General features: G+C 70.1%; 18 protein-coding genes. 15 read left to right on the forward strand and 3 right to left on the reverse strand.

The genetic code is table 11. The features are described 5' to 3' along the window. Positions 1-383 precede the first annotated feature (383 nt). From ACFVXJ_RS30230 to ACFVXJ_RS30240, 3 genes are all read left to right on the forward strand, one after another. On the forward strand, positions 384-635 hold the full coding sequence (locus tag ACFVXJ_RS30230) for a hypothetical protein (protein WP_389666541.1): 252 nt from the start codon (positions 384-386) through the stop codon (positions 633-635). Continuing rightward, positions 632-1,621, forward strand: coding sequence for a RimK family alpha-L-glutamate ligase (locus ACFVXJ_RS30235; RefSeq protein WP_389666542.1), 990 nt, complete (start codon positions 632-634; stop codon positions 1,619-1,621). The genes ACFVXJ_RS30230 and ACFVXJ_RS30235 overlap by 4 nt, the downstream gene beginning before the upstream one ends. Before the next feature lie 294 nt (positions 1,622-1,915). Next, positions 1,916-2,161: a hypothetical protein gene (locus tag ACFVXJ_RS30240; RefSeq protein WP_389666544.1), complete on the forward strand. Its 246-nt coding sequence runs from the start codon at positions 1,916-1,918 to the stop codon at positions 2,159-2,161. A gap of 216 nt (positions 2,162-2,377) precedes the next feature. Here ACFVXJ_RS30240 and ACFVXJ_RS30245 read toward each other — a convergent pair whose 3' ends face one another. Further along, the gene (locus ACFVXJ_RS30245; RefSeq protein WP_389666546.1) at positions 2,378-3,547 is read right to left on the reverse strand and encodes an MFS transporter; all 1,170 of its coding nucleotides are present in this window, start codon (positions 3,545-3,547) and stop codon (positions 2,378-2,380) included. A gap of 327 nt (positions 3,548-3,874) precedes the next feature. Between ACFVXJ_RS30245 and ACFVXJ_RS30250 the strand changes: the two genes are divergently transcribed. The 12 genes from ACFVXJ_RS30250 (at position 3,875) to ACFVXJ_RS30305 (ending at position 18,316) form a co-directional block, all read left to right on the forward strand. Then, entirely contained in the window at positions 3,875-4,711 is an 837-nt protein-coding gene (locus tag ACFVXJ_RS30250; protein ID WP_389666548.1) for a helix-turn-helix domain-containing protein, read from the forward strand. Between the two features lie 1,609 nt (positions 4,712-6,320). Continuing rightward, entirely contained in the window at positions 6,321-7,061 is a 741-nt protein-coding gene (locus ACFVXJ_RS30255; RefSeq protein WP_389666550.1) for a TauD/TfdA dioxygenase family protein, read from the forward strand. A gap of 20 nt (positions 7,062-7,081) precedes the next feature. Further along, positions 7,082-7,516, forward strand: a complete 435-nt coding sequence (gene panD, locus ACFVXJ_RS30260; RefSeq protein WP_389666551.1) for an aspartate 1-decarboxylase — start codon at positions 7,082-7,084, stop codon at positions 7,514-7,516. Further along, entirely contained in the window at positions 7,513-8,892 is a 1,380-nt protein-coding gene (locus ACFVXJ_RS30265) for a DUF6002 family protein (protein ID WP_389666553.1), read from the forward strand. Before panD ends, ACFVXJ_RS30265 begins: the two co-directional genes overlap by 4 nt. Positions 8,893-8,935: 43 nt before the next feature. Then, complete coding sequence (locus ACFVXJ_RS30270) at positions 8,936-10,195, forward strand: hypothetical protein (protein WP_389666555.1); 1,260 nt, start codon at positions 8,936-8,938, stop codon at positions 10,193-10,195. Next, a complete protein-coding gene (locus tag ACFVXJ_RS30275; protein WP_389666556.1) occupies positions 10,192-11,352 on the forward strand; it encodes a hypothetical protein in 1,161 nt (386 codons plus the stop codon). Before ACFVXJ_RS30270 ends, ACFVXJ_RS30275 begins: the two co-directional genes overlap by 4 nt. Further along, positions 11,288-12,640, forward strand: coding sequence for an aspartate aminotransferase family protein (locus ACFVXJ_RS30280; RefSeq protein ID WP_389666558.1), 1,353 nt, complete (start codon positions 11,288-11,290; stop codon positions 12,638-12,640). Before ACFVXJ_RS30275 ends, ACFVXJ_RS30280 begins: the two co-directional genes overlap by 65 nt. A 91-nt stretch (positions 12,641-12,731) precedes the next feature. Further along, a complete protein-coding gene (locus ACFVXJ_RS30285; protein WP_389666560.1) occupies positions 12,732-13,568 on the forward strand; it encodes a methyltransferase domain-containing protein in 837 nt (278 codons plus the stop codon). A gap of 101 nt (positions 13,569-13,669) precedes the next feature. Continuing rightward, positions 13,670-14,932: an MFS transporter gene (locus ACFVXJ_RS30290; protein WP_389666562.1), complete on the forward strand. Its 1,263-nt coding sequence runs from the start codon at positions 13,670-13,672 to the stop codon at positions 14,930-14,932. Positions 14,933-15,002: 70 nt separating this feature from the next. Then, entirely contained in the window at positions 15,003-15,386 is a 384-nt protein-coding gene (locus ACFVXJ_RS30295; RefSeq protein WP_389666581.1) for an inositol monophosphatase family protein, read from the forward strand. Positions 15,387-15,968: 582 nt separating this feature from the next. After that, entirely contained in the window at positions 15,969-16,211 is a 243-nt protein-coding gene (locus ACFVXJ_RS30300) for a hypothetical protein (RefSeq protein ID WP_389666564.1), read from the forward strand. Positions 16,212-16,225: 14 nt separating this feature from the next. Then, on the forward strand, positions 16,226-18,316 hold the full coding sequence (locus ACFVXJ_RS30305; RefSeq protein ID WP_389666565.1) for a trehalose-6-phosphate synthase: 2,091 nt from the start codon (positions 16,226-16,228) through the stop codon (positions 18,314-18,316). A 241-nt stretch (positions 18,317-18,557) separates the two neighbouring features. On the opposite strand, the gene ACFVXJ_RS30310 is transcribed toward ACFVXJ_RS30305, so the two are convergent. Together ACFVXJ_RS30310 and ACFVXJ_RS30315 are read right to left on the reverse strand one after the other, a co-directional pair. Then, complete coding sequence (locus ACFVXJ_RS30310; RefSeq protein WP_389666583.1) at positions 18,558-19,187, reverse strand: DUF4360 domain-containing protein; 630 nt, start codon at positions 19,185-19,187, stop codon at positions 18,558-18,560. Between the two features lie 342 nt (positions 19,188-19,529). Beyond that, on the reverse strand, positions 19,530-19,973 hold the full coding sequence (locus ACFVXJ_RS30315; protein WP_389666567.1) for a DUF4345 domain-containing protein: 444 nt from the start codon (positions 19,971-19,973) through the stop codon (positions 19,530-19,532). Positions 19,974-20,150: the final 177 nt, after the last annotated feature.

The raw sequence follows: 20,150 nt of genomic DNA on the forward strand, positions 1-20,150 counted from the left end.
CGCGATCTCCCACAACCCGTCCGGAACAATCCAACTCCACGTACCCCGCCCCATAGCAAGGCCAACGATGCCCCACCACATAGGACACGGTCTTAGACGTCCTTTCAAAATGCTGGTTGCTTGCGGGCAAGGGTCATGCAGTGAGCGGGAGGAAGGCGTCGTGGATGTCCCTCGATGATCCGATCAGCGGTCGGCTTGGACACCCCGAACAGTGCGCCGGCTGTCACGATTCAGGTTGGTCCCCCTCGTCGAGAGGCTGGAGTCAGCAGGCGGCATCGTCCGGATGCAGCCCCCTGGGCAGTCGTGGTTCAGTAGAAGGAGGGAGGAATCACGACAAATCCACACTGGGGGCCGCGAGAACTGAACAAGGGAGGCCCGTGACCATGAACGGCTTCAAGCTTGGCGAGCCCTTGGACCAGAAGCAGGAACGCTTCACCGGCACCGCGCCGCCGGTGGTGTTCGGCACCCAGGCGACCGGATACGTAGAACTGGAGACGCCTGAGGAACTGCGGGCCTGGGAGGTGGCCCTTCGGACCACCACCGGTCTGGAGGTCTCCGCCGATGCCCTGGAAGGGCACGCGTGTGAGACCGGGTGTGGGGTCCACTGCTGCTCCGACCAGTGTGACGCGGCATGATCCTGGCCCTGTCCTTCCACGACGATCTTCATGCCGTGGGTGTGCAGCAAGCGGTGCGCGCCCGCGGTGAGCCGTTCCACATTCTGGAGTGCGACGGGGTGAGCGGAAAACCCGGCCTGACCTGGCACCTGTCCGGGATGCCGGACGGCTCCGCCATCCCGGCGGCGTTGCCGACGTCGGAGGGCCGAACGGTGCCCCCAGCGCAGGCGAAACTGCTGTGGTGGCGCCGGGCGCGTGCGCCACAGCAACTCGCCATGGCTGCCGCCGAGTCGGAAGGCGCGGCTATCAGTGCGCAGCAGGTCAGCCTGGTCAACAACGACTGCAATGGAGCGCTGAGAGGCATCCTCGCCGCCTCGTTCCACGGTGAGTGGATCTCACCGCCGGAGGCAACCGACCGGGCATCGGACAAGATTTACCAGTTGTGGGTGGCCCGACAGGCCGGTTTCCGCGTGCCGCGGACGCTGATCACACAATCACGTGGCGAGGTTGCGGACTTCATCAATGAGGTCGGGCGGGTCATCGTCAAGCCCGTCGTAGGCGCGCCGGGCCCGTCCCTGTACACGCGGTGGATCGAGGATCCGCAGACGTTGCCTGCGGAGTCCTTCGCAATGTGCCCGGCGACGTACCAGGAATACATTCCGGGCCGACACCACATCCGGCTCAACTGCTTCGGCGAGCGCATGTTCGCGGCGCTCATCGAGACGGAGGAACTGGACTGGCGCCCTGATCTCAACGTCCCGATCACACGGTGGCCGGTCCCTGAGGACCTGGCCCGGCTGGTCCGTACGGTGCTCGATCGGCTGGGGCTGCCCATGGGCGTGATCGACATCAAGCTCACACCGGAAGGTGAACCCGTATGGCTGGAGGTGAACCCCCAAGGGCAGTTCCTCTTCCTCGAACCGCTCACCGGTGAGCCGCTGACCGAGCACTTCGCCGACTACCTGATCACGACAGCCGCGACCGCTGACAGCGACCACCGCCGCTGAGTTCGGGTAGGGGCATCTGCCAGGTGGTGCTCAGGGGTTCAGGCGGCCCAAAAGGACGCCTTAGCCCGATGCCGGCCCTCGGCATCGGGCTGTGCTTCTCGCATCGCCGCTGGTTCTGGGCCGGGCAACTCCAAGACCGATCACAGGGGTGCCCAGGCCATGGCCGACTTCGAAATCCCCGAGGACCTCTCCGCCCTCTCCGACGACGAGCTGAATGAGGCGCTTGCGAGCGCTGTCTAAACGTTCGGCACCAAGTCGCAGTCCACCACCGTCACGACGGAGGACCTGGAGTCCATGCGGTCGCTGGCGACCTGCGTCGACTCGATCCGTACCGAGCAGGCGTCCCGGCGCGAGGCAGCCGAGCAGGCCGCCGCCGAGATCGACTCGCTCGCCGCCCAGGTGCGCGGCCCGGAAGCCGCCGCGGAGACCACCGAAGACGACGAGGGCGCTGAGGGCGACGAGACCGCCGCCGCGGTGGTCGAGGAGCCCGAGCCGGAGCCCGCCCCGATGGTCACCGCCGCCGTCTCCCGCCCGCACTGAACCTCTCCGGTCAGCCGCGCGTCCTGCCCGAGCCGCCCGCGCCGGGCACCACCATCACCGCAGCCGTGGACGTCCCCGGCTACGCCCCGGGCAGGCCCTGAACTTCGACGGGATCACCGCCGGCATACTTCCGCATCCCGTGCCCCGACCCGGTCGACCGTTCCGGACGCGTTCTCGGACCGCGGCCTGCGCGGCCGAAGTACCCGGACCACCCCCTCAGCGGTAGCGTGCCCGGCCCCCCGCCGCGGCCACCGTCAGTGGGACGGTCAGGAGCGCCGCCAGCCAGAACAGGGGGCGGTATTCGTGCGCCTGAGCGGTGGAGGCCGCCAGCCCGGTGGCCACGGCGCTACCCACGTAGAGGGCAAGGCCGAACATGGCCACGCCCGTTGCGCGGGTCGCCGGGGACAGGGCCGTCGCCCACGACTGGATCGTGGAGTGCATGAAGGACCAGCCGCCCCCGAGGAGCAGGCCGACCAGGACGAGCACCCCGGTGGACTGGCTGTAGCCGGCGAGCAGGTAGGCCGCAGCCATCTGCATGCCGCCGGCCACGATCAGGCCCACCGGAGACCACTGTCCGACGAGCCGCTTGACCACCTGCGCCGCCGCCATGGAACCGACCCCGTACAGGGCCGCGACCGCGCCGGCCAGAGTGGTGGGGACTCCACGCGCCTCCAGGGCCGGGGCCAGGTAGGTCAGGAAGCCGAGGAGCACCGCCCCCTCCAGCATCGCCACCGCCATGACGTACCACTGCCACGGCGAGGACAGGACTACGCGGAAGGGCGCCAGCAGTGATCCGGAAGGGGCCCGTTCGGGCTCGGGCAGGCGGCGCAGGGCCACCGCCAGGTAGGCGGCGAGGATGCCGGGCAGCGCGAACACCAGCCGCCACGTGAGGTAGTGCGCCAGCGCCCCGGCGACGACCGTGGCCACGGCGGTGCCCAGCGCGAACGCGGCCATCAGCTCGCTGAGGGGGCGTTGCCGTGTCGCGGCGGGCACCGTGTCGCCCACGTAAGTCAAGGAGGCGGCGATCGAGGCGGCGAAGAATGCGCCGGCCAGCGCGCGGGCCCCGATCAGCAGGGGAGCGTTGGGAGCGAGGGCCGAGGCCAGGGCCGCCAGTGCCGCGCCGGTGAGCGACACCCGCATCACCCACACTCGGCCCCATCGGTCGCTGGCCACCCCCCACACCGGCTGCATCAGCCCGTAGGTGAGGTAATAGTTGCTCGCGGCCAGCACCACGGTGGGAAGCGGGGCCCCGAGCCGGGGGCCGATGAGGACCAGCATGGGCGCGATGCAGAAGCGGTCGAAGTTGCTGACGAATCCTGCGGTGCGCAACAGCCGCAGGGAGGACGCGGGCAAGGTCGCCACCGGTGTCGACGCGGTGGTGGTCATGGGGTGGACGCTCCCTTCCGAGAGGGTTCGACGAGAACGGGTGACAGGGACGGACCGATCCTGGGCGGATGCGGTCGCCACCAGTTCAGCACCGGGCCCTTCGGGGCGGAGACCGCCGACTATTACCATGACTCACAGCCTGCCGGTTCGGCATCGCGCCTGGTGACGGCAGCATCACAAGAGGGCGCCCGCGTTCGGGCGGACGCCCGCTGTCCGGAGAAGAGGCACCATGACGCGCGGCAGGCTGTCGCCCCTGGACACCTGCACCTCGCCTTTTGCGAACCGCGGTTCCTCGCCAGCCGGGGCCGGCCGCCGGCGCGGTGGTCGGTGAGCGCCGTACCCGCGCCCTCGGGCGAGTCCTCCCGCCGGGAACTGGGGGCCTTCCTGCGGTCCCGCCGTGAACGACTGACGCCGAGAGACGTGGGCCTGCCGGAGGCCACGGGCCGCCGGACCCCGGGGCTGCGGCGGGCCGAGGTCGCGGAACTCGCCGGGATCAGCGTCTCCTGGTACACGTGGCTGGAGCAGGGCCGGGTGCGTACCTCGGAGCAGGTGCTGCGCGCGGTGTCGCGAGCGCTGCGACTGAACGCCGCTGAAACCGCGCACGTCCTGTCGTTCGTGGAGGAGAGCAGGTCACCTGCCGACGCTCCCACCTGGGTGTCACGCAACCTGCTCAGTCTGGTGCAGGCCATGACACCACACCCGGCCGTGGTCCTCGACCCGCACTGGGACCTGCTGGCATGGAACGCCGGGTACGCCGCGCTGCTGACCGATCCGGCGCGGCTGCACCCCAAGCAGCGCAACCTACTCTGGCTGGTATTCCGCTGGCCGCCGGCGCGCACCCTGCTCGCCGACTGGGAACATGAGGCCCGCACCCTGCTCGGCCAGTTCCGGTCCCGGGCGGCTCGCCGGCCGAATGATCCGCGGTTCGCCGAACTCATCGGCGAGCTGCTGTCGGACGGTGACGCGGCCCGCTGGTACGAGCGCCGGGAGACGGCCGGGTTCCAGCCCTCGGTCCGTCGTTTCCGGCATGCGGCCGTGGGCGAACTTCGCCTGCGGTACGTGAAGCTGGCCGCCGTGGACGAGCCTGGTCACCACTTCCTGGCCTACCTGCCCGACGACCGGGACTCCGAGGACGCCCTGCGCCGTCTGCAGGCGGGCGGATGAGCCCCGGGGGTCCGGTCGTTCCGGGACGCGGACCCGAGGGGCTCACCTCGGCGTGCCGGCGGCGCGTGCGGCATGTAGGGGAGACGTGCCCTTCTCCAGCGGGTCGGTGTCATTGGCGGGGCGGGCGGGTGGTTGTCGTGGGCGGTGGCCTGGAATATGGCGACGTGGATGTGGACGGGGTGGTGGAAGTCGCTGCTGAGGCACCATCGCCCGATGCTGCCCAGGCGGGGGCGGGCGAGCACGGTGTCGGGGTGGAACGGTTTGCCGTTGATGGTCCGCATCTGCCGGTCGTTGCCGGCGGGTGTGTGGCGGAAGTAGAAGGTGCGTACCGGTATGCCGGTGGTGGGCGTGAGGCATGGAAGGCGGTGGAGAGCGGGTCGGTATGCGGGTGGCATCCCGTGCCGGGCGTGCGACATCCAAGCGCGTGCCGTCGCGCACCGGGCCGTCGGCGGCGAGGGCGCGCGGGCGGATCCGGCTGCCGACGGGGTGTTCGACGAAGTCGATGATGACGTCGAAGCGTTCGCCTGGTGCCACGTCGGGAGGACATCCTGGCGCTGGGGCGCCGGGAGTAGTCCACCGTCGCTGCCGATCTGTACGAACCGCCCTTGTCCGCCGCCTTCGGCGTCGAGGCGCAGCCGGTAGCGGCGGGCGTTGGAGGCGTTGAGGAGGCGGAGGCGGTAGCGGCAACCTGAGAGCTGCAGTGCGGGCCAGGGTGCGCCGTTGACGAGCTGGGCGTCGCCGAGGACGCCGTCGGGAAGGCTGTCGTGGGCGTGGTCGGGGTAGCGGAAGGAGCCGTCCTCGTTGAACGATCGGTCGCACAGCATCAGGCCCCGCGACCACAGGCCAGCCTCAACCCTCGCTTGGCACGACGAGACCGACCGCCTCACGCGCCGCCTGCCGGCTGCGCAGTTCCTGACCGGACCGACGAGGAGGACCTTTGTGGCGGACGCTGCGGCAGGACCTCGTCGGCATCACGACGCCGCCCGCGCCCGATGCCGGCCGTGACCGCGTCTGACACGTCCGTCGAGCGACGCGTGACCTACCGCCAGGGACGGCCGAGGGCCGTCCCCAGCGCCACGCCCACAGGGCCTCGCCGGCGTGCGAGGGGCGGCGCTACTCACGCCTTGGGGCCCGATGTCCGCGGCGACACCGTCGGTCGCGCTTCTGTGCCTCTCCCGGAATCGGGCATGGAAAACCTACCGGGCGGCTGCGTCCGTCCGACGGGAGCGGCGGCGTTTCGATCCAGGGAAATATTCGGCCCGATGTCGTCGCGAAATGCGTCGACATCCAACGTTCCCGAATGCCCGGGATGATGTGACACAAACAGACTCTCACGCCGTGTGACGGTGTTTTCGGCAGGTTGACTGAGCCTTCGTGTGGATGTGGCCGAAAACCCTCGCGGAGGTGGGGATTCCGCCCGGATTTTCCAGTGTGTGGGTGCGTAGAGTAGTCAAGATCTCCGCTTGACATGGGCCACCAGCCTCTCCCTAGAGTGGTGTTGCCGGATGAGTTCCGGCCGGGACCACCGAGGAACAGTGCGCCTTGTCTCGCACGAATTCCCCTGCCGCGAGATATCTCCGTGGGGGAGTCCGCATGGTGTGGAGGAAATGTGGCTCATTCACCGATCAGCATTTTGTCCCAGGTCGACTTCAACGGACAGCCGCTGAACGAAGAACTCTTGTCGAGAACTTTTCACCAGCTCATGGACGAGCACGGCTATGTGCTCATGTGCAACGTTCCGGAGGAATTCGACCCCGTGCGGTTCTGCCGCTCGCTCGGAAGCTTCGTACCGAACTACACGGGGGCCGTCGTCGGTGACGTCCGCCCCGAGCCGGGCATGGACGACGTCTACCACGCGGGCAACACCCGTCCCCTCACCCCGCACTCCGAGGGCTACGACTTCGCCGTCACCCCGCCCCGCTACATCGCCCTGTGGTGCATCACCCCGGCATCGGGACCGGGCGGCGAGACGACCTTGATGGACACCCGCCCGCTGGTCGCCGCACTCGACGACGTCGAACGCAAGCAACTGCTCGAAACGGACTACGCGTGGAAGACCACCGAAGGCGTCCGGCGACTGGGGCTGGATCTCAAGACCCGCCACCCGATCCTCGAGGAACGCTCCGGACGCGACATCGTCCGGTTCAGCTGCAACAACCTGATCCGTGAGGACGACGACTTCGCAGCCGAACTGCAAACCCGCTGGCACGCCGCTTTCGACCGCGACCACGTGGCTGTCGCCTACCACGAGCGGGACATGCTCGTCTGGGACAACTGGCGCCTTCTGCACGCGCGCAACGCATTCAGCGACCGCAGCCGACACCTGCGCCGCATCCAGATCGCCGGCTGACCGAATTACGAGGAGTCCCCATGCACCGCACGATGCTGCACAGCAAGATCCACCGGGCCACGGTCACACAGGCGGAACTGCACTACGTCGGATCGGTCACCATCGACCGCACTCTGATGGACGCCGCCGACCTCCTGCCCGGCGAGCAGGTCGACATCGTCGACATCGACAACGGCAACCGGCTCACCACCTACGTCATCGAAGGCGAACGCGACAGCGGCGTCATCGGCATCAACGGGGCGGCCGCACGACTGATCTCCCCCGGCGACCTGGTCATCATCATCGGCTATCAGGTCGTGGTCGACGAAGAGGCCCGCACGGCGAGCCGGCACGTGGTGTTCGTCGACGACCGCAACCGCCCGATCTCCGTCGGTTCCGACCCCGCCGAGGTACCGGACTTCGCGGAGGCGGCCCGACTGGTCCGCGGTGACGTGGCGGAAGGAGCCCGCCGATGACCACCACCCTGCCCGTCTCCGCGACCACCGGGACCGCCGGCCCCCGCTGTGGGGCACTGACCCACTACGACACCGAGTTACGGGCCGTCCTCGCAGACGCGGCCGACGCCCCCGGCCCCGCCGGCACCGACATCGGCGGATTCGCCCCCGCTTGGGAACTACCCGACCCCGGCGACGACCTGGACCGCTTCTTCGCCCCCTCCGGCATCAGCGCCCACACCCTGCACGAGGCGGACGACGCCAGCCGGCGGATCAGCCTGCTCAACCTGATGCACAACCCGCGTACCCGAACGACCAAGACGTTCGCCTCGCTGGTGATCGTCGCCCGGGCGGTGGCGCACATCCGGCGCACCGGCGAGCCCGTCATGATCCTCACCCCCTCCAGCGCCAACAAGGCCACCGCACTGCGCGACGCGGTACTCCGGGCCCACGAAACCGGACTGGCCGACCCCCGGCAGTTGCGCATCGTCTCCGTGGTCCCCTCCGGCTCCACCGCCAAGCTCTGGCACTCCGACCTGGCCGGGGACGAGGCGTCCCGCACCGCGAACCCGGTCGCGGTCCTGCGCACCGACCGGCCCGGCGACGTCAAGCAACTCGCCCGCGCCGCGGTCGAGCAGGAGGCCCAGACCCTGTACGCGGACCGGGGCGTCCGCCTGTGGCACTCCCTGGATCTGCGCAACTACATGGTCGCCGACGCCATCCGGGCACTGTTCGAACGCGACTTCCTGCCCGCCGGGGAACGCACGCACGCGCATTCGGTCTCCAGCGCCTTCGGACTGCTGGGGCACTTCCACGGCCAGCAGTGGCACACCGGAAGGCGATGGCCCGACCTCGGGAGCCAGTACTTCCTGGTCCAGCACCTGGGCACCCCCGACATGGTGGCGAGCCTCTATCACGGCCGCTTCGACCACCGCCCCAGCTGGGTGTCCCGTGAAGGGCTGTTCCACCAGGACGTGGACCCGCACTTCCCGCAGGTCGCCCACGACCCCGACGAGCAACTCGACGCCACCTTCTACACGCATACGCCGGCAACCTCCGCGCAGATGAACGAGATCATCGGCCGGCAGGGGGGCGGGGGAGTGGTCGTCTCCCTCATGGAGTGCCTGGAGCGCTACCCGCACATTCGCCACATGCTGGAACCACACGGCGTCCACCTCCCCGCAGACCCCCGCGACCTGCGGGAATGGTCCCTCGTCATGGCCCTGACCGGCGTACTCAACGGCATCGACCGGGGCCTGATCACGACGCGGGAAGTCCTCGTCCACGGCTCGGGCTCCTACGGCGCCGGAGACTTCCGTACCGCCGACCCCCGACACCTGCGATCCATCGCCTCCTTGGACGACCTTCGCCGGGTGGTCCGCGCCGCCGCCGCCTGAGAGCGTGCACCGGCAACCCCAGACCAAACGCCCGGAGTCTTCCGTGTCAGTTGTCCCGTCCCCGACCCCGTCACCCCATGCCGCCGTCGCGCCGCCCCCGCCCCGCGCGGGCGGCGCCGGGCCCGCCGCAACCCTCGCCCGCCTGACGTACGCGTGGAACAACAGCCCACAGCTGGGCTGGCGCACAGTGCGCCGCCTGTACGACAGCGCTCCCCGGCCGGTGCCCGTCACCGTGTCCCGGGTGGAATCGGGCCACCCCAGCATCGCCTACCTGGGGCTGCCCCAAGGCCGGGCGAACATCCTGCAACTCCTCGAACAGCAACGTTCCCGTACGAGCCCCGGCCCGATCCGCCGTGAGAGCGGCCGTACACGACTGCGGGAACTTGCCGCCGACCACTGGCCGGACGCGGACCTCGTGGTAGTGGGCGCCCACGCCCGTCTGCTGGAACACCTCCCGACGGCCGGATCCCTGACGGCGCCGTTCCGCGTCCACCTGGTGGTGGACGTGCCGACCTCCGTAGAGGAACTCGACCGGCGGATATCGCGCCGCGAGCGGTGGGAGTTCCGCCGCAACCAGCGAGAACACCACTGGACCCTGGAGGAGGACTCCTCACCGGAGGCCTTCGACTTCTTCTACCGGACCATGCACGCACCGACGATGAGCCGCCGCCACGGTGAACGGAGCCGCACCGAGAGCCCGTCCGTGGCCCGGCACGCCATCCTGCGCCACGGCACGCTGATGTTCGTCACGTCCGCCGGCGTGCGGGTCGCCGGCGTGCTGTGCCACTGGTCCCCGGACCGACGCACCCTCACCACCCGGCTGCTCGGGGTCCGCGACGGAGACCAGAGGCACTACGAGGAGGGCGCTTTCAAGGCTGTCTACCACCTGCTCCTGCGGTGGGCCCGCGAAAACAGGGTCGACCACGTGGACTTTTTCGGGACGGAGGCATTCCTCAGCAAGGGCATCTTCCAGTGGAAGCGCAAGTTCGGCCCGCGCGTGGTCCTGCCGCCCAACCACTTTTCCGACAAGCGCATCCGGCTCCACGTCCGCCGGGACACACCACAGGTGCGCGACTTCCTGGTCGCCAACCCCCTCCTGGCCCTGGAACCCGGCCCCGGAGGACCCGTGTTGGTCCCCACCTATTTCACCGACTCAGCCAGGCCACCGCGTACGGACATCAGCGCCCGCTGCCCCGGACTGCCCGAACCCCGTTTCGTGGATCTCGACGCCTTCCTCACCGATGTCGACAGCGCCGTCGCCGCCCCGGACCCCGAAGCAGTCGCGCCCGGGGCACGGGCATGAACCCGCCGCTCGTGGCCGTAGTCGGCACGGGGGCGTTCGCGGCCACCCTGGTCCGTGCCCTGGCCCGCCACCCGCACCCCCTGCGACTGCACGTACTGAGCCGGGACGCCGACCGCGCCCGGGACCTGGCCGACCTTGCGCGCGACCACGCCTTCCTCGCCGGTCACCGCACCGCGTACACCGGCGACCGGCTGGACCCCTTCGCCCGAGACCAAACACGCCGCCTGCTGTCTGCGCTGCGTCCCGACGTCCTCGTGGTCGCCGGCTCCGAACAGTCCCCGGCCGAAGCGCGTACCACCCCCTCCGCCTGGACCGACCTGCTGAACAGGTCCGGCTTCGGCCTCACCCTGGCCCTGCAGAGCGCCGTGGTCGCGAAGCTGGCCGAGGCCTGCGCGCAAGCCAGTCCCGACACCACCGTCGTCAACGCGTGCTTTCCCGACGCCGTCAATCCTCTGCTCCATGCCGCAGGACTGCCCGTGGCGTGCGGCCTCGGCAACGTCTCCACCCTGGCCTGCGCCCTGTCCGCCCGGCTGGCCCTCCCCGACGAGCGGCGACTCCACCTCCTCGCCCACCACGCCCACCTACACGCCCCACCCGCACCGGACGACGATGCCCGCGGCTGGCTCGACGGAACCATGCTGATCGACCTGAGTCGCCTGCTGGCCCCGGTACGATCCCGGCCGCGCCGGCACCTCAACGAGATCGGCGCGGCCGCGGGCGCCGCCGCAGTCGCCGCACTGGCCGGCGGCGGCCCCGACCACATCGGCCACCTCCCGGGCCCCCGCGGCCTCCCCGGCGGCTACCCGGTGACGGTCGGCCACCGCCGGGTACGACTACGCCTGCCCGAGGGCGTCTCGCGCGAGCAGGCCGTGCAGTGGAACCTGCGCCGCGCCGAACTCGACGGGGTAGTGGTAGACGTCGACGGCACCGTCCGTACGACGCCGGCCGCCCTGGCGGCGCTCAGGAAGCACTGGCCCGACGCACCCCCCAGCTACGGCCCCACCGACCTCGGACCCGTGCGTGATCGGCTGCTGCGCTTGCGCGCCCGACTGCGGACCATGCCCGCACCCCCGCCTCCAGAAAGCACCCACCATGATCACGAGCAAGCCGAGCCGCACCGTCCCCTCCCCGCCGCCCACCGCCCGTCCGACCACTGATGGCGAAGCCGGCCCCGACACGCTGCTCGCGCGCCACCGCCGCGTCATGCCGGGCTGGGTCACCCCCTACTACGACCGGCCCCTGGCCCTCACCCACGGCAGCGGACGCCATGTCACGGACGACGAGGGACACACCTACCTCGACTTCTTCGCCGGCATCCTCACCAACTCGCTCGGCTACGACCTGCCCGAATTCCGCGAGGCACTGCAACGGCAGCTGGCCACCGGGCTGACCCACACCTCCACCCTGTACCTCATCGAGGCCCAAGTCCGGCTCGCGGAACGGCTGGCCGCGCTGTCCGGCATCCCCGACCCCGCCGTCTTCCTCGTCAACTCCGGCACCGAGGCCAACGACACCGCTCTGATGGCGGCGCTCTGCCGGGCCGGGAACAACCACGTCATCGCCCTGCGCGACGGTTACCACGGCCGCTCCCTGGCCACCACCGCTGTCACCGGCCTGCCGGGATGGCGCCCGAGCCCGTACTCGCCCCTGCGCGTGACGCTCGCGGACAACGGAGCCGCCGGGACCGGACGGACCCGTACCGAAACCGACGACGAACGCGCGGTCCGGGCGGTGCACGCGGCGCTGGAGAGCGAAGGCGCCGCCGCCCTGATCGTCGAACCCGTCCAGGGACTCGGCGGCTTCCACACACCGCCCTCGGCATTGCTGCGCCGCTACGAGGAACTGGTGCGCGACGGTGGCGGCGTACTCATCAGCGACGAGGTTCAAACCGCGTGGGGCCGGACCGGACAGCGCTGGTGGGGCTACGAACTGCACGGGCTGCGGCCCGATGCCCTCACCTTCGCCAAGGGCATCGCGGGCGGCCTGCCCATGGGCGGCGTCATCGCCGACCGTACGCTCCTGGACAGCCTGCCCGGCAAGTCCATCTCCACCTTCGGCGGCAACCCCCTCTCCTGCACGGCAGCCCTCGTCACGCTCGACGTCATCCGGGACCGCGACCTGCTGCGCAACGCCGACGAAGTGGGCTCCCTCCTACTGGCGCGGCTGCGCGCCCTCCAAGAACGCGAACCCCACCTGGAGGCCGCGCGCGGCCACGGCCTCATGCTGGCCGTCGACCTGGTCGAGCCCGGCACCGGCCGAGCGGCGCCCGCCACGGCCCGCGCGTTCGTGTCCGCCTGCCGCGATCTCGGCCTGCTGATCGGAATGGGAGGCCCGGAAGGCAACTGCCTTCGCATCGCCCCGCCGCTGACCGTGACGAATGAGGAGGCACGCGCCGCGGCCACCGCCCTGGAACAGGCCGCCGCGGCCACCCGCCCCGCCGGGTAAGGACCACGGCCGGGCCACGTGCGACTCCTGGCCCCCGCCGAACCGACAGGCCCCCGAACACCCGCGGCCGCGGGCACCCGAGGAGAACCGTATGACCATGGCAGACAAGTACCTCATGGGAGCAGCCACCAGCGAGCTGGACCGCATGCTCTTCCAAGGCGAGATGTTCCGCCCCGAAGCCGAGCGCCTGCTGGACCGCTGCGGGCCCGGCCCGGGCGGACGCGCTGTCGACGTCGGCTGCGGGCCGCTGGGCATCCTGGACATGCTCTCCGACCGCGTCGGCCCCGGCGGCGAGGTGGTCGGGCTCGACGTACAACCAGCAATGCTGGACCTGGCACGCCGGCTCGTCACCGAACGCAAGCTGGACAACGTCCGACTGGTCGAGGCGGACGCCGCCGCCACCACCGAGGAGGCGGGCCGCTTCGACTTCGTCCACACCCGCTTGGTCCTCATGAACGTCCCGCACTCCGACGCCGTGCTGAATGCCATGGTGACGCTGGGCCGCCCCGGAGGTACCGTCGCCGTCCAGGACGTCGACTGGCTCACTCGTGTGTGCGACCCGCCCCACCCCGCCTGGACCAAGGTCGTCGACCTCATCGCCGAGCTGTGGCGGCTGAACGGCATGGACGTCCACCTCGGCCGGCGCCTCCCGCGCCTGCTGCGTGGGGCAGGTCTCACCGACGTCCAAGTGGACGCGGGTATCCGGGTCTTCCAGCGCGACCACCCGTACCACACGCTCGTCGTCGACCGCGCCGAACTGTGTCGCGACGCCCTGGTCGAACGACGGCTCACCAGCCACGACGAGCTGGACCAGCTCACCGGCGCACTGCGTGAGCACCTCGCGCACCCCGACACCGTCGTCGTGCACCCTGTCCTCTTCCAGGCCTGGGGGCGCGTCGCCGGTGGTCCGGCGGCGGCCCACGACTGATTCGGCCGCCGGAGAGCGGGATACGCATGACAGAGCGGCCGCGACCGCCCGGCGGCGGCACCGGGCCATACGGCACACACATCGGACGTGGGGACAAAGGCGTGGACAAGCGACGCATCGTGCGGCGGCTCCTGACGGCCCAGGGGGTGAACGGGTTCGGTGATGGCCTGTGGTTCAGCATCTGGGCCATCTACCTCACCCACATCCGGCACATCCCGGCCGGCGGCATGGGGTTGGCGATGGGCATCGGCGGCCTCATCGGACTCCTCGCCGCCGTCCCCATCGGGGTGGCGGCCGAACGCCGCGGTCCGCGCGAGGTGCTGTGCACGGTCATCGCGCTGCGCGGTCTGACCATGGTCGCGTACGTCTTCGTCGGCGGCTTCTGGTCCCTGCTGGCGGTGACCACTCTCTTCTCCGCCGTTCAGAGCTCCGGCGTCGGTGTCCGCGTCACCCTGGTCTACGGGTTGATGCCCGCCGACGACCGGGTCAGGGTGCTGGCCCAGGGGCGCGTCGTCCAACACATCGCCTACGCCGCCGGGGCGGGCGGCGCCATGCTCGTCCTGGCAAGCGGGAAGCCCGCCGTCTTCGTGGCCGCCGTCCTCGTCGACGCCCTCGCCCTCGTCCTCACCGCGGCGCTGACGATGATCGTCCCGTCCGTCGCGCCGGTGCCGCGGGAACGCCGCCGCTCCGGCACCCAGGCGCTGCGCGACCTCCCGTACGTGGCGATCATGAGCACCACCGCCCTGCTGTCCTTGTGCTGGGCCCTGCTGGCCACCGGCCTCCCTCTGTGGATCGCCCAGGGCACGCGCGCACCACTGTGGACGGCCGGCCTGGCGGTGGTGGTCAGCTCGGCGGCCATCGCAGTCTTCCAAGTACGGGTCAGCCGGCGCGCGGTGGGCGTACCCGAAGCGGTCCGCGCGAGCCGCACCTCCGCCCTGGCACTCGCCGCCTGCTGCGTGATCTTCGCAGGTGCCGCATGGACCGAGTCCCCCCTCCTCGCCACCTGCGTGATCATCGCGGGAATGGGCGCCCACGTGGTGGGCGAGCTCTACTACGTCTCCTCCCGCTGGGGACTGTCCCTCGGACTCATGGCCAAAAACGCCGAGGGGCAGTACCAAGGAGTCACCGCGAGCACCGAGGCCGCCGCCGTCGCCATGGGGCCCGCCCTCGTCACCTCACTGGTCACCGGCCTGAACCAAGCCGGCTGGCTGATCCTGGCCGCCCTATTCGTTCTCTGCGCGGCCCCGGTCCGCCTCCTGGCCCGCCGCGCGGCACGCGACCCCTTCCGCACCGCACAAGCCGACCATCCCCCGACCCCCACCACCCGCGAGGCACAATCGGAATCCCACGACCCGGCCCGCTGACAACAGCGAGCGGCCTCCGCCACCCTGAAGTCGCCGGTAAGGGCTGCTGTGACCAGCTGCGGAGGTCTGCCTGACTGACGGGCTCCCTCTAGTCGTCCCGGCGCTCGGCAAGGATTTCCCCGCCGACTCGGTCATCGAGGAGGAGAGCGGTGTGCGGGCGGCTTCCGGCCCCGACACGTGGATCGTCGACCCCTTGGACGGTACGAGCAATTACGCGGCGGGCAGCCCTTTCCATGGCGCGACGCTCGCCGCCATGGACGACCAGGGCCTGCTGACCGCGGGCATCACCCTGACAGCCCTGGGACGGCGGTATCTGGCGCAGCAGAGGCCGGGGGCGTTCCGCGACGGCACCGCCTTCCGCACCCCCGCCTGCGCCGGACTGGAGGTCCGCCTGGTGGCATACGGCATGGCCAAGGCCGGCCGGAGCGGATGGCCGAGCACGCCCGGCTCATGACCGCCATCGCCGCGCAATGCCTCGGTACACGCGCCAGCAACAGCGTCTTCGACGCCGCCTCGTCATCGACGGCGCCTATGCCGGCTACGTGCACCGTAGTGCCGCATCTGGGACGTCGCCGCACCGGCGTGCGTGCTGTCCGGCACTTCACGCCACGGCCAGTCCATGGCCGCATGCCCAGGCGCAGGCTCAGGCCCAGGCGCGAGGGGCGAGTCGCTTGGGGTCGCCCCGTGCGCTCTGCGCAAGAGCAGGCGCTCCACGCTCGCCAAATCCGGCTCACACCCCTTACACCTGCCCTGACGCGGTGCACGGTCCTCCCCGCAGCCGCGGAGATCTGTGGTGGTCAGTGGCCGGTGTGTCCGTCGTTGTGAGGCGGCATGGCGGGGAGGGCTTGGGCCGAAGCATGGCAGCACCTGCTCGGTTACGACGCTCGGGGCATGCCTGCTCGTTATGGCCAAGATCGCTCTGGGTGGTTGCTCCGTTGGCAGCAAGCGGGGTGGCAGACCGTCGGCTGGTGAACGAGGGTGGCTTGGATGCCGGCTGCTTCGCCGGTGGTTCTTCCGCTGGGCAAGGGAGGCGGTCATGTCCGATCGTCACACGGTGTCTTCGACTCGTGTTGCCGTCGACGCGTTGGTGGCTTGCGCGCGTGCGGCGCCGAGGGAATTGGTGAGCCGGCTGGTGGGCAGCGACGATGTGAGCGCGGCGCGGCTCGGTCAGGCGATCCGGGATTTACAGGACACTCCTGACGAGCCGCCGCAGGCGCCGGGGTCTTGCTGTGACAGGGCGCATGTGATCGACCCGGTGACCCACGACCCCGCATGGTGAGTGCCGGCGGGGCGATGGCAGGCACCGTCGGCGTGCTGGTCGCGGACCTGGACGGCACTCTGCTGGGCGGAAGCCCGCAGGAACGAAGGCAGCTCTTCGACGCCCTGAACGCGGACCCGGACATCACCGTCGTCTTCGCGACCGGACGCGGCCTGCCGTCCGTCCAGGCTCTGCTCCGAGACGACCCTCTGCTGCCCAACCCAGACTGGATCATCGCCGACGTCGGCTCCAGCGTCATCGACGCCACCGACATGACACACGCGCCGGCCCTGGAGGCACGGCTGCGCGCGGGATGGCCGGGCGCCCGACGGGTAAGGGCGGCACTGGCCGGATTCCCGCAGCTGGTATACCAGCACGGCGTGACCCAGGAAGGCCGCTGCTCCTTCTACCTGAAACCCGACGGCCTCCGCGACGAGTTGATCCAGGCGATCCGGGCCCTCGACTGCTCCTGGTCGTACGCATCGGACCGGTATTTCGACGTCCTGCCGCCCGGGGCGGACAAGGGACGGGCGCTGGACCTGCTCGCCCGTACACGCGGATGGCCCCTCCCGGCGGTGCTGGTGGCGGGCGACTCCCTCAACGACCTCTCCCTGTTCCGTCTGGGTACTCCCGCCGTCGTGGTGGCCAACGCCGAACGGGCCCTGACCGCGCAGGTCCCGGCCACTCCCTTCGTTCACCACTCGAACTTCCACGCGGCGGCCGCCGTGCTGGAGGGCATCCGACGCTTCCGCCGACCCTCGAGGCACTCGGTGGTGGTCGGCTACCACCGCCCTCCCGTGCGCTGGTGCGACGGTGCCTGGCAGCCGCCTTCCAGCCCCAACGGCATCCTGCCCACCCTTCAGGCAGCACTGACCGGTGATGACCTGGACGCCGTATGGGCCGCCGCCCACATCGGCGAGGCACCCGCACCACCGCCACCCCGCGCGGACACCGGCGGCCCGACGCTCTCACTCGTGCTCCTGCACCCCGACCGGTGGGCCGGCTACTTCCACCGCACCTGCAAGGAAACCCTCTGGCCGGCCCTGATGTCCCTACCCGACCTCATCCGACACCGGCCCAAGCACTGGGCCGACTACGAGGCCGTCAACGCCGCCTTCGCCCGGCACATCGCCTCACTCGCTCAACACGGCGGCACGGTCTGGCTCCACGACTACAACCTCTGGCTCGTGCCCGCAGCCCTCAAAGCCCACCGCCCCGACCTGACCATCGGCCTCTTCCACCACACCCCCTTCCCCCACCCCGACGTGTTTCGCCGCATCCCGCAAGCCGACCAGTTACGCGACTCACTCGCCCACCTGGACTGGGCCGGCTTCCACACCACCGACTGCGCCGACAACTTCCGCCGGCTCCTCACCGACACCGCGGCGCCGGTCCCGCGCATCGGCGTGCATCCCCTCGGCATCGACCGCCACGCAGTCACCCGCCTCGCCCGCGCCCGGGCCGCAACCCACCCGCACCGCGACAACGACGCACCCCGACTGGTGCTGTCCGTGGAACGACTCGACTACGCCAAGGCCCCCGTCCACAAGATCCGCGCACTCGACACCCTCCTCACCGAAGAGCCCGCACTGCGGCAACAGGTCCGCTATCGACTGATCTGCCCACCCCCCGAACCCGGCATCCACGCCTACGACACCACCCGCACCGCACTCGAAAACGCCATCACCCACATCAACCGGCGCTGGGCCACGCAAGACTGGCAACCCGTCGAGTACATCCCGCACAACCTCGACTTCACCGACATCATCGACCACTACCTCGAGGCCGACGTCTTCTGGGTGACCTCCCTCGCCGATGGCATGAACCTCACCGCCCAGGAATACGTCACCACCCACCACGCGACCCGACGCACGGGCGTCCTCATCCTCTCCCGTTACGCGGGAGCCGCCCATCACCTGGGCACCGCGGCCCTGCTGACCGACCCCCTGCTCCCACACGACCTGGTTGACACCCTGCGCACCGCGCTCACCATGCCGAAGCACGAACGCGCCGCCCACATCACCCACCTGGCCACCCTGTCGGACACCCCGGACCCCACCGAATGGGCACGCACCGTCCTCACCGCCATCCGCGCCGGCACCGGACCTCGGGCAGGAACGCACTGAGCGACTCCACAGCCGCTGTCCGATCCGTCAGTCCTGAGAGACGGCTTGGAGCAGGGCAGACCTGGTGCTCGCTCATGGTGCGCAGGATCGCCTGAGCGTTGTCGTCGGCGCCGATGGTCACGGCCTCGCCCTACACAACGTGATCATCACGGTATGAGGCGTGGATCGGAACCCTGACCTAAAACACAGCCTAGCTGGCTCACTGCCACGAAGACGGCGCATCGCAGGCAGCGTCAGAAGATCACTGACACTGCCTCAGGGCCAGGTGGTAGACGGTTTTGATGCTGCCGTCCGTCGAGTCCATCTCCATGAAGCTGGTGGCGCTCGGGCTCGAGGTGCCGGGGTCGACCTGCAGTTCCGTGTTGATGTCGAGGGTGCGCTCCTGTCCGCAGGGGGCGAAGACCAGGGCGGCGACGTTCAAGGTGTCGGTCGTGTGCCAGTTGTCGGTGAAGGCGCCCTTGAAGCGGTGGGTGGAGTTGGTGGTGTGGGCGTTGCCCTGGAAGTGGTAGCCGGCCCGCTGGGTCCCGGATGCCCCCGGCGCCAGTGATGCGAAGCCGCGGTAGTCGGCGGACACGATCGCATAGGTGTAGCCACCGGGGACGTGCGCTTGCAGGTTGAGCTGACGGTTCTTCGTCCGGTCGGTCGGCGCCGCGCCGGGCCCCACCCGGGCGAGGTAATTGCTGTAGGTGACGGTGAAGGCGGTGTTGTCAGGGGACACGGCCACGGCGGCCGTCCCCGTCGGGCAGCCGGAACCGTTGGCCGCCACGCTGTCGATGACGATCCGGTCCGGCGGCGGGGGCGGGCCGCCACCGAGGGCCGACGAGCCGAACAACGATGCAGCGACACCAGTCGCCGCCAGCGTGCGGAGCACCAGGGGCTTCCTTTCATCGTCCACGGATCCAGTGCGGGCGTCACCGTTCGAGCCCGACCCCCGGACTTCACGCGGGCATCGCACCACACGTTGCGCGTCCGCTTACGGAACGTGAGGCATCAGTCACTCAGGCGGCCCCGTCAGTCGCTGGTGGTTGGTGGTACGAACCGCGCATCGGCCACAGCGAGTCGACGCGTGGATGCGGTACGGGAGCCGAGTGGCGGGGAATCCGACAAGCGCTCCCCAGGGAACCGGCCCCAGCCGGCCGGCGGTTCACAGGAGCTGCGGGCAATCGGCTTGCGGGTCGGCTCAACGGTCATCTCTGGGCCGGGACTGCGGTGCTCAGCGCAGCGGATGTGCCGGGTGCTCGCCAAGAGCGGCGCCGGCCGGCTCGCCCGGCCGGGCCGCCGCCGCTTTCTCGTCGGCGTTCGCCAGGAGGAAGTACAGCGGAGGCAGGAGGAGTTCGGTGGCCGCTAGGACGATCTGGAACCACTGCGGCCAGCCGTGGATCGCGATCGACAGGATCCGGCCCAGGCCCCCGACCAGGCAGATGCCGGCGAGCCATCGCACCACCTTCGACGAGATCGGCGCTTGCCGAGCGGCCCAGATCCAGGCGAGACCGTACCCGAGGAAGATCGCTCCGTAGTACCGCTCCCGGCTGTCGACGGTCGCACCGGACGAGCCCTCGCCCGGCACCGAATCGATGCCGAGAACGAAATGTATGACACCGATCGCCACGCAGACGGTCCCCATGATCAGCAGTAGCCACCTGAGAAGCCTGGCCATGAACGGACTGCTCCTTCCAAAACAAATATCTCGGCGTGAATCGGGGCACCGCGGAGGGTGTCGGCAGGACCGGTGTCGGCACCTCACCTCCAGGGAGTCCGGCCTGGCCGCCTGCCCTGCAGGCCACGAAGCCTCACCTGGGATCGCGGGGATCCAGATGCTTCTCCAGAAACGTGA

Source organism: Streptomyces sp. NPDC058279, from assembly GCF_042881255.1.
In the GTDB taxonomy this organism is placed as follows: Bacteria; Actinomycetota; Actinomycetes; order Streptomycetales; family Streptomycetaceae; genus Streptomyces.